The sequence below is a fragment of the Streptomyces sp. NPDC037401 genome, assembly GCF_055602345.1.
Map to the genome: position 1 here is coordinate 13,893 of NZ_JBVJWO010000059.1, position 13,647 is coordinate 27,539.

Below are 13,647 nucleotides of genomic sequence, written 5' to 3' on the forward strand. Positions count from 1 at the left end.
CGGCCTGTGGCGTCGGCTGCACCGGGCGGTGCTGGACGAACTCGGGAACGAACGGCTCGTTGGATCTCGAAGGATGTGAGGGCCGCCGGGAGCGGCCCGGAACTGAACTGGTGCAGCACACGTCTCCCGCACCATGATCTCAAGTGAGCGCCAAGAGCACGCGATCTCCACCAAGCTGGTCTCGCCGTCCGCAGTGAGTGCGGAACCGTCGAAGACCAACGACTACAACAGCTTCGCCGAGGCGTACGCGGCCGCAAACGAAACCAACCTGGTCAATGCCTACTACGAGCGGCCCGCGATGCTGGCCCTCGCTGGAGACGTGGCCGGCCGACGGATTCTCGACGCCGGCTGCGGCTCGGGGGCCCTGTTTGCCGCGCTGCGCGACCGCGGCGCCGTTGTGAGTGGCTTCGACACGAGTGCCGGGATGCTGGAGCTGGCTCGGCGGCGGCTCGGCGACGGTGCGGACCTGCAGGTGGCGGACCTGGGCAGCCCGCTTCCTTACGCTGATGACACATTCGACGATGTAACGGCGTCCCTGGTGCTGCACTATCTGGAGGACTGGGGTCCGGCGCTGGCCGAGCTGCGACGCGTACTCAGGCCCGGCGGTCGACTGATCGCATCTGTCGACCATCCCTTTGCCATCAACCTCATACACCGCGAGGCCGGTCGCGAGGCCGAGCACAACTACTTCGACACCACCAAATGGAACGTGGAGTGGACCATTGGCGGCCATACCGCCCTGGTGAGCAGGTGGAACAGGCCGCTGCACGCGATGATCGAGGCTTTCATCGGGGCCGGTTTCCGGATTACGGTCATCAGCGAGCCGGAGCCTGATCCCGCCGCCCGCGAGATGTTCCCCGAGGCCATCGCGGCCAAGCCGCGCTTCCTGTGCTTCCTGTTCTTCGTCCTGCAGGCCGACTAGTACTCCAGCCGTAGGTCGTGATCTTGCTGGTCGGGGCCGGTGCGGAGACGGCTGCGGCCACCGTTGATCATCGTGAGTTGTGTCGACCAACGAAGATCAGGCGGTGGCCGCAGGTCGCAGCGTAGTGCCTGCCCGGTGGCGGTCGATGTTCGACCAGCTGACGGGCCGTATAGCGGGCCGGTTCGCGCGGGTCGAACCACGCCGCCACGCAACGGCGTTGGTGCTGGGCCTGCTGGCGGACCTGCCAAGGAAGAACTGCTGGACGCTGGCCGAGCACGCGGGCGACTCCACCTCGGACGGCATGCAGCACCTGCTGCACCGCGCGAAGTGGGACGCCGAAGCGGTCCGCGACGACGTACGCGCCTACGTGGTCGAGCACCTGGCCGATGACGAAGCCGTGCTGGTGGTCGACGAGACCGGCGACCTGAAGAAGGGCACCGCCACGGTCGGCGTCCAGCGCCAGTACACCGGCACGGCGGGCCGGATCGAGAAATCCCAGGTCGCCGTCTACCTCGTCTACTCCGCCGCCTGCGGGCATGCCGCGATCGACCGGGCCCTGTACGTCCCGCGCTCGTGGACCGACGACCTCGACCGCTGCCGGACCGCCGGCATCCCCGAAGACCTCACCTTCACGACCAAGCCGGTACTGGCGGCTCGGATGATCACCCGGGCCCTGGATGCGGGAACGCCCGCCCGCTGGGTCGCCGGCGACGAGGTCTACGGCGACAACCCGCACCTGCGGGCCGCGCTGGAAGACCGCCGGACCGGCTACGTCCTGGCAGTCTCCAGCACCCACCAAGTCACCACGGTGGCAGGGAAGTTCCCGGCCGAGGCCATCGTGGCGAAGATCCCGAAACGGGCCTGGCAGCGGCGCTCGGCCGGAGCGGGCGCCAAGGGCGAGCGGTACTACGACTGGGCCCAGGGCGACATCCACGGCCCCGCCTACCGGCCCGGGCACTGGTGGCTGCTGGTCCGCCGCAACCGGAGAAGCGGCGAACTCGCCTTCTACCGCTGCTTCTCACCCCACTCCGTCCCGCTGTCCGACCTGGTGCGGGTGGCCGGACGGCGCTGGACGGTGGAGGAGACCTTCCAGGCCGGCAAGGGCCTGGCGGGGCTGGACGAGCACCAGGTCCGCCGCTGGACCTCCTGGCACCGCTGGGTCACCCTCGCGATGCTCGCCCACGCCTTCCTCGCCGTCACCGCAGCCGCCGAACGCCGCGACCACCCCGCCCCCGACGACCTGATCCCCTTGACCTGCAACGAGATCCAACGCCTGCTCACCACCCTGACCAGCCGGGCCCACGACCTCGCGCACCGACTCCGCTGGTCACACTGGCGACGCCGACACCAGGCCCGCGCCCGCGACTGCCACTACCGACGGCAAGCAGCCGCCCAGCCATGAAGATCACGATCTACGGCTGGAGTACTAGGCCGGTCCCGGGGCCGCTTGCGTTCTCGGGATCTCACACAGACACCTGCCGTGCCCGGTCCATGCCCAGCTCGGCGAGGGCTGGGTGGTGAGCCACCGGCCGATGTCTTCGCCGTGCCGGGTCACCCCGGGCGTGATCGCACTCAGTCGCGCGCCGTTGTTCGGGTCTGGTGCAGGTTCGGGTGACAGGTTGGGTCACGCGGCCTGGAGGGCCGATGTGGTCATGACGGTCTCGAATTCGACGGGGGTCAGCCGGCCGAGTGCGGCTTGTCGGCGGCGCCGGTGGTTCCGCTCGATCCAGGTCACGATCGCGATCCGCAGTTCCTCGCGGGTGGCCCGGTTTCGGCGGCCATGGAGTCCTTCTGCAGCAGGCTGAAGAAGGACTCCATGGCCGCGTTGTCGCCTGCTGCCCCGACCCTCCCTATCGATAGTCGACGTGGTGAGAGCCGCGTTCATCGCGATCGCGCCATAGCCCCCGAGCGAGGGGCCGTTCTTCGCGGGCGGACTCCCGCCCCACCCCTCGAGCCGGGGCAGGTGCACCAGGAGCGTGGAGCGGCTGCTGCGCTCGACGAGCGTGCCGATCGCGGAGCGGCCCGTCCCGATGATCAAATCACCTTCCCAGTGTCCGGGGACGGCGCGGTCCCCGGCCTCGGCGGGGCGTTCACTGAGGATGACGTCCGCGGTGACATGCCCCTGCGGCTTGTTCTGCGACCGTGCACGGGGAACCCGCAATGCCCGGCCGGTGCGCAGACACGTGACGAGTTCCCGCCTTGAGCGCGCCACGGCCCTCGATGAACAGCGCCTGGTAGATCGCTTCGTGGCTGATGCGCATGGACTCGTCATCGGGGAAGTCGACAGGGAGCCGGTGCGAGATCTGCTCCGGGCTCCATGTCGTCACCCAACGCCTGTCCTGCCGATGCGGCTTGTTCAGACCTTTCCACCCCGGCGTCTCAGGCCCGGTGACGATCACGCCGTCGGGGCGGCGGACGCTGCCGGCGAGCCGCTCCTGCACGTACTCACACAACCTCTCGTCGCTTGCGAGCTTCGCGGTCTTCGGGCGCTTCGCAGCCTGCTGCGCTTTCCACTGCGCCACCAGAGCCCGGTAGCCCGGTAGCCCGGTTTGCCGCCCCGGGTCGCCGCGTTGCGGCGCAGCTCGCGTGAGATCGTGCCCGCGTCGCGGCCGATCCTGCGAGCGATCTCCCGCACGCCGAACTCCTGGGCGCGCAGCAGCACGATCTCCTCACGCTCAGCGAACGACAGATAGCGGCCGGTGGGCTCATCCAAGACGATCGGCGGCATCCCGCCAGCGTGACGGAACCATCGGATTCCGACCGGACATGACACACCAACAGCCACCGCGGCCGCTGCCGTCGTCACTCCCGACGCTAGTCATCGAGGCAGCACGTCCCGGCGAGCAAGCCGCGGATCCAGAAGCCGCCGGCCCGAGCCGTGCTCGGGCAGTGGGGCCAGTGGTGCAGGGAGAGCCGGGGCAGGGACTTCCCCGATGTCGGAACCTCGGTGCCGCGCTGCGCTGGTCCGCGCTTGGCGGGCAGCCTGTGAGGGTCGGCTCGGCAGGCACTGTCCGCGTGTCCCGGCCCGTCCGATAGCGCGGATCTCGGTGCCGTCGATGATCCCGGTTTGCCCGCTGGCTCCGAGATGCTCGATGACCTCGGCGAGAGTGCGGAGCCGGATGCCGGGCGCGATGGTGCAGCCACGCGTTGCGAGCAGCGGCCGCACCTCGCCGATGGCGCGGGTGATCGTGGAGCGGTCGACACCGAACCAGCAGGCCAGCACGTCGTGAGTGGCACCTTGGCGAAAGTCGCACCACCAACCATGCACGAGATCGTTAGCCAGGAGACCTCAGCCGGCTGCTCCCGCGGGGCAGTCGGGCCCCTTGTCAGATCGTGACCGGGCCGTGGGCGGTGGTGAACTCGACCGAGACCAGGCCCGGTTCCTCATCCTCGACCCAGGTGACGTCGATCTGGTCGAGGGGGTGGTCGGCCGGTTCGCCGAGGAATTCGGCGATGGAGGCGGCGTCGCCGGCGATGGAGACCCCGTGGATGGTGGTGGAGGTGCGCGGGTCGGCGCTCGGGCGCTCCTCGATGGGGACCAACCACTGAAGGAAATAGGGCAGTTGCGGGTCCTCCAGCAGTTCCAGCAGGCCGATCTGCTTCCACCTCAGGTCGAACCCGTCGGGGCGGACACGGTGGCCCTCGGCCGAGGTGCGGCCGAGGCGGGCCTCGACCGGGGCGATGTCGTCGACGGAGACCACCCAACCGAGCCAGCCGCCGCCCTCGGCGGCGCGGCGCGCGACCGCCTGGCCGAAGGGTGCGCGGTCGGCGGCGGGGTGGTCGAGTGTGGTGACGACCTCGACGTAGGTGCCGCCGCTCAGCGGGAGAATGAAATTGCGGGTGCCGAATCGCGGGTGCACGCCCCCGTCGACGAACCCGGCGCCGAGGGCCGATCCGATCCACTGGACGGTCGAGACGAAGCTGTCGCGGGCCACCGCATAGGACACGTGATCAAGTCGCACAGCGCCATCATCACCCGGCAACCCGCACAAATCCCGACGCCACGCCCGACGCCCCGGCCGCGTCCGCCGTGGATTCAGCCGTGGAGCGGATCGATCCATCGTCATCCCGGCGGGGGAGGCCCGGTCGAAGCCAGGCAGCAGCGCTGCCGCCTCGTCGAGGCCCACGACTCGCTCGATCAGCCGCTGCGCGGACAGATGCCGCGCCGTGTCGATGCGGAGGGGGCGGCCTCTGCAGCCCGCCTCGGGGGCCGGCATGGAGACGCTCTTGGTGTCCCTTCCGGGGGCAGTACCGCCGCTGCGTGCTGCGAAGGGCCGGACCAGCTGGTGGTCCTTGCGCGTTCTTCTCTCCCACCAGGAAGCGCGCGTGGTCGCGCTGGGTGTGCAGGGCATCGGCCGTGACGGTGACGCCGCTCGGATCGTAGGGCTAGAGCAGGGCGGCGAAGCAGGTGGTTTCGTTGGTCCTGTCCGGAACCCGCAGCTGGGTGACGGTCTGGCCGTCGCCGGTCATCGCGGCCAGGAGGTGGGCGGGGGGAGTCTGGCCGTGCCGGGAGCCGCGGGCGGCCTTGCCGTCCACGGCGACCGAGTCCGCGCCACCGGGACTGGCGCCGGTCAGGCCGGCCAGGCCGCCGGGGCAGACCAGGGCGATGACCCGTCGGATCGTGGCGGGGCTCGGGGCGACGCGGACCCCGAGCGTGCCCGTCACACGCACGCCGAGCCGGGCCAGGGCGTGCTGCGGAGCCCTCGCGGACCACCGGCCGATCGCCGCATACAAGCGATCGCCGGCGATCACCGCCGAGGCGGCACCAGCACCACCGCCACGAACGGGTGACGCACCCCGCGCCGCCGGCGCGGATCGGGCAGCATCCGCAACCGCTCCACCAGCGAGAGCCCCGCAACACCCTCCAGAGCAGGCGACTTGACGAGACAGACGGTGGCAGATTGACGACACATCGAAGCTCCCGCTGTTCTGGGCGACTTGGGAAGGTCACCCCGATCAACCGGAGCCTCGTTGCGTACGTGACGGGCCGTCCGACTGCCTGACCGGCAACACAACGTGATCACCCGGACTTTGCAACGCCCATGGAGGGCGTGTGCCCGTTTTGCTGGAGTGAGGTCAGGTGAGCTGGAGCATGGTGCGCCAGGTGTTGCCGCCGTAGGCGGTGGGGGTCTGGCTGGTGATGGAGCCGTTGCCGTCTCCCTTGTACATGTGCAGGGTGCCGTCGCTCCAGATGGCCATGAGGTCGGCGATGCCGTCGCCGGCGAAGTCGCCGGCGGTCATCTGCAGGATGGTGCCCTGGCAGCGATCCGACAGGCGAGGCGGCCGGGTCCGTGTCCACATGTGAACAGGCACGCCCATGACAGCCGGCCACCTGCGGGATTGGCGTCTGACGGCAGCAGCCTGGTCACCCCATGACAGCCAGAATCACCACCGCTGCGCAACGTGAACAGGGACAGCCCTCCCGGCATGGCTGACGCCCATCCAGCGCCACCACCGCACCCATTCACAGAGCACGCCGGTTCACCGGGGAAACGCCACTGCACCCGCCCCCAGCCCGATCAGCCGACGGCCGCCGCCGGCCCTCGCCGAACCCGGGTACGTCTTCGAGCCCCACATCCAGGCGTAGCCGCTGAAAGCGGAGCGGGGGGCGGAAGACGCCGCCGCGGTCGATGGCTCGATCCGCGCTGACCTCGGCGATCAGGCCCGGGTGGACGAGGGTGGTGTCCAGGACGTCGTGGCTCCCCCGCGCCGCAGAGAAGCCCACGCCCTCCTACGGGTGCCCGGGCGCGGCCGCGGTGAGGTGCTCGGCGACCTGCCTGGCGGCATCCGGGCGCAGCGGTACGTGTCCCCGCCGACCGCGCGTAGCCGGCCGTTTGGGTGCCAGCTCGGGGCTCTCGGCCTGGTGCTGCACGCTGTGGTGCTGTGGACGACGCGGTACATCGACGCCGCGGTCGCCCAGCTTCGCGACGAGGGCCACGAGATCCGGGCGGGGACGTGGCCCGGCGCTCGCCGCTCAAGCATCGGAATCTGAACGTGCTCGGCTGGTACGGCTTCGCCGCGTCCGTCCCGCGTGAGAGGCTGCGGCCTCTGCGTGACCCGGACGCGGTAGAGCTGGAGGGACGACGATGACGGCGGACGCGAGGACTGAGCCGCGCGGCTTACGCCAATATTGATCATCGATGACGCAGCCGGGCGGCAGCGGCCAGGATCGGGGTGGTCACGGTGGTAGCGGCGGCGCCGAGTGTGGTGTCGGTGGCCAGGATCAAACGGACCGTTCTCATGGCAAGGGTGAGGATCTCGCTGCCGCGCTGGCGCATGCCTGCCTCGAATTGGTTCACGGCCTCGGCCGTCGTCGTATCGCCGTCAGTGACGCGGCCCAGGTGCTGAAGTAGGGCGGCAGCATCGCGTATTGCCGCGCCGGCCCCCATTCCGGCGGTGGGCGGTGTCGCGTGGACGGCGTCGCCAAGCGCGGTGATACGGCCCGCAGGCCATGGCGCGAGCTCGGTGGCACGGGTCGAGGCGGCATTGAAGCGGTACGCGGCCACGCTGTGCGGGTCGGCGCGGGCGATGACTTCAAGCGTGTGCTCGGCCCAGCCCTGCTGCCGGAACCGTCCCAGCAGCGCGGCCTGCAACTCGCCGTCGCGCAATTCGCGCAGGGAGTCGGTCGCGTGGGATTCGGGGAACATGGCGCCCCAGATGTAGGTGGGACCGGTGGTGACGGACATCCTCAGCTCGGGGGCGTCGAGTACCGCGTTGCCGACTGGGTCGAGGAAGCCGACGTACAGCGCTGCGCCCCATGGGCCGATCGCCAGTCCTGATCGTGGTCCGAGCCGTTGGCGTTCACCGGGACTCAGGTCAGTGCGGAGGGTACGGCCGGAGAACCCCATGATGCCTGCCGGGCGGTTGGTCCGGCCTCCCGCCAGGTGTTGGGCAACCAAGGAGTGGGTGCCGTCCGCGCCCACCACCAGATCCGCCGAGACGGGTGCGGCGTCGGTGAACAGTACGCGGGGTGCGCCGTCGTCGCCCTGGCCGATGCCGGACACCGTCCGCCCCAGATGCAGGTCATCGCCGACCTCCTCGGCCAGCAGCGTGCGCAGAGTGATGCGATCGACATCAATGCTGGAATCGCCGCTGAGATCCGGCCCGCGGCCGAGGAGCCGGCCGCGACGATCCCAGAACGCGTCGCGGTCGCGCAGCCGCAGCGCCGAGGCCGACGCCAGCAGCCGCTGCATGATCTCGGGCGCCAGCAGCTCCCGCAGCGCCGACTGGGCCCGCTTGTCCAGGGTGATGTGGTAACCGCCTGTCGCCGCCACGTCGGTGTCGCGGTCGAACACCGCCACCTCGAACCCCCTGCGGCGCAGCCCCGCCCCCAGTGCGAGTCCACCGATCCCGCCACCGACCACGACAACACGCATACCTGACCGTCCTTCTCCACCACTGATTCCTGCACGGGCACTCCACGGTGACACCGGTAGTGGACACCGAGTGGCCACTACCGGGCATGATGGGACGATGGCGAGCACCTCACGACGGGCATTGCGGCTACTGTCCCTGTTCGGATCGCGCCGCTTGTGGCCACTGCGCGAACTCGCCACCGCGCTTGGGGTCAGTGAGCGCACCGTCCGCCGTGACATCGAGACCCTGCGCCAGCTCGGATATCTGATCACCACCGTCCACGGGCCCGATGGCGGATACCAGCTCGGCGCAGGGCACACCCTCCCTCCGCTGGTGTTCGACCACGATCAGGCCCTTGCGGTCGCGGTGGCCCTGCAAACCGCGCCAGCAACGGTGTTCGGCCTGAGAGACGACGCGGCGCGGGCGCTGGTCACCCTGGAGCAGGCCATGCCCGCTGCCCTGCGGGAATCGATGAAATCCCTACGCCTGACCACGTTGCGGAACTACTGGGAGTTCCCGGCGCCCCCCATCGACTCGACCGTGCTCACCGCCGTGGGGGCTGCGGTGCGCCACCGCCACGTACTCGTGACCGAGACGCTGCGCGCCGACGGCTCACGCCCCGAAACCGGCGACGACGACTTCCTGCCCGCCCGCCGCATCGAGCCCCACCATCTGGTCGTCTGGGCCGGCCGGTGGTACCTGGTCGCCTACGACCTTGGAGACCACCAGTGGCGAGTGCATCGTGTCGACCGGCTCCGCACCCGCCCCACGACACACCGCTTCAGTCCGCGCCAGCTCCCCTATGGCGACCTCGCTCACTTCGTCATGAGCAGTCACGAGCGCGGCGATGCCCCCGCCGCCTGGGAGTGCACCGGCAGTGCCCGACTCAACTTGCCGGCCAGCGTCGTCGCCCGCTGGGCACCAAGCGGCTCGGTCGTTGAGCACCTCGACACCGAGCACTGCCGGCTCGCCCTCGGCGCCTGGTCCTGGGCCGGAATCGCCGGGATCCTCGCCACCTTCGATACCGAAATCACCGACCTCCACCCGCCCGAACTCGCACAGGCATGCCACCGACTTGTCTACCGATTGACCGTCGCGGGCACCGAAAGAAGGCCGTAGTCATCTCTGACAAACGGTCCTCTGCCCGAGCAAGATCACTCGGCGGCCTGGATGGGCATTCCGTCAGCAACTGGGCAACGGGCCCTGGTTCACCCGGCCGGGCACGCGGGTTCACCGGCGAAACGCCACTGCACACCAACCCAGCCCGTCAGCCAGCAAGGGTGGTGTCGAGGACGTCGCGGCTCCCCCACGTCGCCGAGAACTTCGCCCCCGTCCACAGGCGTCCAGGTGCGGCCGCGGTGAATTGCTCGGTGACCTGCCGGGCGGCATCCAGGCGCAGCGGTACAGTCCGGCCCACCGCACGCGGGCGGCCCGTGTCGTCGTGGGGGCCGAGGACAAGGAGCTGCGGGCGGGTAAGGGTGCCGGTGATCGCGCCGACGATCGTCTCCGTGGTGTCCCGCCTTCTGATCTTGGTCCAGCCGCGGTATCCGGGCAGGTAGCAGCTGGTCAGAGGCTTGACCAGGATCCCCTCGACGCCCGACACCTCCGTCCAGGACTCCAGCCACTCCCGCGCCTTGGCCAGTCCGTCGTCATCGGGCAGAGCGTCCAGGGGGCCGTCAGGCTGTGGCCGGTGAACAGGTTCTCCAGACGCGCGCGGCGATCCTGATACGGCAACGTGAGCAGCTCGCGCCGTCCGCCTGCAGGATGTCGAAGGCGACGAAGTAGGCCGGGAGCCGGGCGGCAAGGGCGGGTGCACTGCGGCCGCGGGCAGCGGCCCAGCGCTGCAGCACCTCGAACGACAGGCGGCCGGCCTCGGGATCCCATGACGAGCAGTTCGCCGTCGAACACCAGGCCGTGCGGCAACTGCTGCTCGGCGGCCGCCACAGCCCGTTCCACCGTGCCGTTGTGTGGGAGCTCCGCTCTCAGCTGGGACCGGCCGGAGGCCGACTCCCAGCCGCGGGCGACGAGGATCGGGCCGCTGAGGAACCAGCCGGTGAGCTCGGGCGAGTCGGGGATCTGGTCGGCCCTGACGTATACGGCGGGCCGCAGGGTGGTCTGGCCGGCCGGGTCACCTGGGCACACGGATGAACGCGGACCCGGAGGAGAGCGAGGGCGCCTGCTACACCCATGCCGCCAACACCAGCGAGGAGGCCCGTGCCAACCGGAGGCTGCTCGGTTCCGCGCTGGCAGCGGCGGGGCTGGTGAACTACCCCACGGAATGGTGTTCCCAGTCAAGTTCTTGTGTTCAAGAGTAGGAGGTCTTTGGAAGAGTCTCCCAGGATGTGACTAGCGGGGCAGAGAGCTCAATTGGCGCACAGGTCCTACAGCCGGGGTATCAGATCCGACATGACAGCGAGGGGCAGCGAAGGATTGGCGGCTGCCGCCTCCACCACCTGCCAGTCGGCGTCAGTGAGTAGCCCTTCGACGATCGGCGGTGGAAGTGCCGCATGACTGGCGGCTATACGCCTCGCCTGTGCGTCTGCCAGGCAGGCGAGCAGCGCCGGTGCGGACGCAGTGCGATGCCGGGCGATCTCGCGAAACGCTTTCTGTACCGATGGTTCGTGCTGGGCAAGGTCCTCCAGAAGTGCCGGAGTCGCGTCTGGATTGGCGGCCACCTTGGCGACGACCCGGACTCCGTGCCGGTCGAGCATGGTGCGCAGTTGACCTTCCGTGAGGCCCGGGTGCGGAGCGATGGACTTGACCACTTTCGCGTCGGAGTCGGCTGCCAACCCGTCGCGTATAGCGGGTGGCAAATCGCGGCGCTGGGCTACGAGCATGCGTGCGGCTGGGTTCGGTGATTCGGCCAGCTCCTCGACCTCGTCCGGGGATGCCGAGGCGATACGCGGCAGCAGAGTGGCGCCGACCTTGGTAGCGCTGGCCAGGTCGGTCAGCACGTCGAGCGGTACGAGTGGGTTGTGGGCGAGTCTGCGCCGCACTTCGTGGTCACGATCGGCTGCCAGCGCGCGGATCAGGGCGTCGTCGATCGCCGGATTCTCGGCGAGATCGGCTCGAACTCCGGGATTCGAATCCACGGCGAGCCGAGCGCAGACCTCCGATGGTAGATCGGGGCGGCCGGCGAGCGCCCAGCGCAACAGCAGCGAAGGGTGGTCGACGAAGCCGACGACGGCTTCAGTGGGTGTGGCCGGGTTCCGAATCGCCATCTGCTGCATGTCGTGCCTGGTGGACTCGTGGGAGCCGTCGCAGGAGGCGCCGGACGGCAGATCGCAGTCGAGTCGCGAGCATTGCGGATCGTGCACAAACGGCGCCTCTTCACGGTCGCAGACCAGGCACCGCTGTGCGGGTGGCAGGCCCTCGCCGGTGAGCAGCGCCGCCAGTACGGCCGGTGGCGTCGCCTCGTTGGCCGCCACCGCGCGACGGACCTCGGCATGCGGATGCGCCGCGAGTCTGGTGGCCGTCTCCGGTGTCGTCCACAACGCGAGCTCCGCGACGACCTGTACGTCCGAGTCGGTGGCCAGCATCTCCACCGCATCGAGCGGAAGGCCGGAGCAGGCGGCCAGCTTCTCCCGGCGCTCGACGACTGGATCTTCCGCGAGGAGACGCGCCCACTCCGGGCGTCCGGCACGCTCGGCCAGCAGTGCGAGCGCGACGTCCGGTTGCGTGGCGGGATTAACGTCTGCGGCGGTCAGCAGGCCTGCATACGCAAGCGACACAGCGCTTTCCTCGACGCGCGAGGCCAGCACCATCGCCTGCGCGTGGCTGAGGTCGGCCCGATGCGCGAGGTGCGCATCGATCTCGGCGTCCGCGACCGCGATCAGCCGGTCGACCAGCTCGGACGGCAGGCTTACGTTGGCGGCAAGCCCGCACAGAACATGGTTCACAGAGGCATCCTGCCTGGAACGTCACCGAATGGCTCCTGGATTTCGATGCCCAGGTGCTATCGGTAGAGAGGTGGCCCGGACCTGCGGTCGCAGGTGCCCGTCTGGTCATTCTCCCCTCGGACGGAGGGGCACGACATTGGCTGCTGCCTCCGCCGAGCTCTCGCTCAGATTGTGGCCCTGACGAGTGAGGACGGCGTTCACGAGCGCGAGCTGAGTGACCTGGTGCCGGAGCGCCGTGATCTCGGCCCTCTGCGCGGCAACGGTTTCCTTCAGGTCGGACACAGTTTTGCGGAGCCGCTTTTCCGATTCCGGGGGTTGCTTCGTCTCAAGCCGGACGCGTTCGTAGAACTCGTGCTTCAGGTCGGCGTGGCGCTTCTGGAGGGCCATGCGGTGAACACCGGCCTCCGCCGCGAGAGCGACGACGGTCAGTGCGCCGTCGGAGGCTGTCGGTCGGCCGGCGAGAAGCCGGTCCATGGCGGCGCGGATGCGTGTCCGCTCGTCGGTGGATTGCAATGTCACGACAGGTCCTCGGCAGGTTGGGCGGTGGTGTGGTGAGTGTCGGCGGTGGCGCGGTACCGCTCGGCGGCGATGCGGAGGCGCCTGGCCAGCGGCTGAGGGGCTTGCCCTCCCGAGTCACCGTTGTGCGGCGGATCTGGCGGAAGGGCGAGCCGCTCAGCTTGTGTTCGATCAAACGAGGTCGACTTGGTCGTCGACCACCGGCTCTTCGGCCTGATCGACGAGGAAGGCCAGCACCGTGCCCTGCGACCACGTCAGGCCCTGAGGGGCTGGTCGCGGCGAAACTTCTCCCCTCCCCCGAGGTGCCTGCGACGCCGGCAGCCCGACGTGCGGGCAGCCCGCCCGCTTGCCGCTCAGCCCGCCCCGGGAAGGGCCCAGGGCCTCGCGGCCCTCTGCATCCACACGGGTCCCACCCCGTTTTCGGGGTGGTCGGCCGGGGCGGGAATGTCGGGCTCCGGCCGCGTGCTGGTGGGCCCGGCAGGTGGTGGAGTCGACGTTGACCGCCCATGAGCCGTACGCGCCCCGGGCGGTGACGTCGGCGCCGGCCTGCAACGCCCGCAGGATCTTCGGCCAGGTGCCGTCGGCCGACCAGCGGCGGTGGCGTTCGTAGACGGTCTGCCGGGATCCGTAGCGTTCGGGCAGGTCACGCCAGAATGCCGGTCCGCGTCCGGTAGAGGACACCGTTGACCATGGTGCGGTGGTCGGCCCACCGGGCCACCCGTGCTACCGGTCTCCGGCAGCAGCCCGGCTATGCGTGCGATCCCACTGAGCATTCGTCAGTTCAAGGCCACGCAGCATGCGCGGCCCCTGCCCGGAACAGCGAGAGATCCACCATCCCGGGCAAGAGCCATCAGACACTGTTACCGAGGTTGAAAGCGTGATGTCGGGGCCTGATGCTCCCGCCACGGCGGAGAGTCGGTAGGTTGCCTGTCATGGCTGAGCTTGGACCCGTTG

The 13,647-nt window shown here is 69.6% G+C and carries 11 protein-coding genes and 5 pseudogenes; 5 read left to right on the forward strand and 11 right to left on the reverse strand.

Features of this window, described 5'->3' with window-relative positions:
- The first annotated feature begins 133 nt into the window (after nucleotides 1-133).
- Nucleotides 134-922: a class I SAM-dependent methyltransferase gene (locus ACZ7H1_RS36145; protein WP_266973214.1), complete on the forward strand. Its 789-nt coding sequence runs from the start codon at nucleotides 134-136 to the stop codon at nucleotides 920-922.
- A gap of 145 nt (nucleotides 923-1,067) precedes the next feature.
- Nucleotides 1,068-2,324: an IS701 family transposase gene (locus ACZ7H1_RS36150; RefSeq protein ID WP_470792602.1), complete on the forward strand. Its 1,257-nt coding sequence runs from the start codon at nucleotides 1,068-1,070 to the stop codon at nucleotides 2,322-2,324.
- A gap of 222 nt (nucleotides 2,325-2,546) precedes the next feature.
- On the opposite strand, the pseudogene ACZ7H1_RS36155 reads toward ACZ7H1_RS36150, so the two are convergent.
- The 6 genes and pseudogenes from ACZ7H1_RS36155 to ACZ7H1_RS36180 form a co-directional block, all read right to left on the reverse strand.
- Nucleotides 2,547-2,779: pseudogene (locus ACZ7H1_RS36155) on the reverse strand (integrase core domain-containing protein); the annotation flags it as partial.
- A gap of 4 nt (nucleotides 2,780-2,783) precedes the next feature.
- Nucleotides 2,784-3,740, reverse strand: a pseudogene (locus ACZ7H1_RS36160) (IS30 family transposase); the annotation flags it as partial.
- The gene (locus ACZ7H1_RS36165) at nucleotides 3,741-4,190 is read right to left on the reverse strand and encodes a helix-turn-helix domain-containing protein (protein ID WP_470792604.1); all 450 of its coding nucleotides are present in this window, start codon (nucleotides 4,188-4,190) and stop codon (nucleotides 3,741-3,743) included.
- 58 nt (nucleotides 4,191-4,248) lie between these two features.
- On the reverse strand, nucleotides 4,249-4,884 hold the full coding sequence (locus tag ACZ7H1_RS36170; RefSeq protein ID WP_470792605.1) for a VOC family protein: 636 nt from the start codon (nucleotides 4,882-4,884) through the stop codon (nucleotides 4,249-4,251).
- A gap of 424 nt (nucleotides 4,885-5,308) precedes the next feature.
- Nucleotides 5,309-5,674, reverse strand: coding sequence for a hypothetical protein (locus ACZ7H1_RS36175; RefSeq protein ID WP_470792606.1), 366 nt, complete (start codon nucleotides 5,672-5,674; stop codon nucleotides 5,309-5,311).
- A 324-nt stretch (nucleotides 5,675-5,998) separates the two neighbouring features.
- Complete coding sequence (locus tag ACZ7H1_RS36180; RefSeq protein ID WP_470792608.1) at nucleotides 5,999-6,163, reverse strand: FG-GAP-like repeat-containing protein; 165 nt, start codon at nucleotides 6,161-6,163, stop codon at nucleotides 5,999-6,001.
- Between the two features lie 601 nt (nucleotides 6,164-6,764).
- Between ACZ7H1_RS36180 and ACZ7H1_RS36185 the strand changes: the two are divergent.
- Nucleotides 6,765-7,031 (forward strand): annotated as a pseudogene (locus tag ACZ7H1_RS36185) (Tn3 family transposase); the annotation flags it as partial.
- A gap of 25 nt (nucleotides 7,032-7,056) precedes the next feature.
- Here the strand turns inward: ACZ7H1_RS36185 and ACZ7H1_RS36190 are convergent.
- Nucleotides 7,057-8,298, reverse strand: a complete 1,242-nt coding sequence (locus ACZ7H1_RS36190) for an FAD-dependent oxidoreductase (protein ID WP_470792610.1) — start codon at nucleotides 8,296-8,298, stop codon at nucleotides 7,057-7,059.
- Nucleotides 8,299-8,395: 97 nt separating this feature from the next.
- On the opposite strand from ACZ7H1_RS36190, the gene ACZ7H1_RS36195 reads away from it, so the two are divergent.
- Nucleotides 8,396-9,397 carry a helix-turn-helix transcriptional regulator gene (locus ACZ7H1_RS36195; protein WP_470792611.1) on the forward strand — a complete coding sequence of 334 codons (1,002 nt, stop codon included), beginning with the start codon at nucleotides 8,396-8,398 and terminating at the stop codon, nucleotides 9,395-9,397.
- 148 nt (nucleotides 9,398-9,545) lie between these two features.
- Here ACZ7H1_RS36195 and ACZ7H1_RS36200 read toward each other — a convergent pair whose 3' ends face one another.
- Nucleotides 9,546-9,881, reverse strand: a complete 336-nt coding sequence (locus ACZ7H1_RS36200) for a hypothetical protein (protein ID WP_470792612.1) — start codon at nucleotides 9,879-9,881, stop codon at nucleotides 9,546-9,548.
- A 514-nt stretch (nucleotides 9,882-10,395) separates the two neighbouring features.
- Here ACZ7H1_RS36200 and ACZ7H1_RS36205 point away from each other — a divergent pair.
- Nucleotides 10,396-10,560: pseudogene (locus ACZ7H1_RS36205) on the forward strand (M15 family metallopeptidase); the annotation flags it as partial.
- A 99-nt stretch (nucleotides 10,561-10,659) separates the two neighbouring features.
- On the opposite strand, the gene ACZ7H1_RS36210 reads toward ACZ7H1_RS36205, so the two are convergent.
- The 3 genes and pseudogenes from ACZ7H1_RS36210 to ACZ7H1_RS36220 form a co-directional block, all read right to left on the reverse strand.
- Nucleotides 10,660-12,177: a hypothetical protein gene (locus tag ACZ7H1_RS36210; RefSeq protein WP_470792614.1), complete on the reverse strand. Its 1,518-nt coding sequence runs from the start codon at nucleotides 12,175-12,177 to the stop codon at nucleotides 10,660-10,662.
- Nucleotides 12,178-12,282: 105 nt separating this feature from the next.
- Complete coding sequence (locus ACZ7H1_RS36215) at nucleotides 12,283-12,696, reverse strand: hypothetical protein (protein WP_470792616.1); 414 nt, start codon at nucleotides 12,694-12,696, stop codon at nucleotides 12,283-12,285.
- Nucleotides 12,697-13,044: 348 nt separating this feature from the next.
- Nucleotides 13,045-13,396: pseudogene (locus ACZ7H1_RS36220) on the reverse strand (transposase); the annotation flags it as partial.
- Nucleotides 13,397-13,647 lie beyond the last annotated feature (251 nt).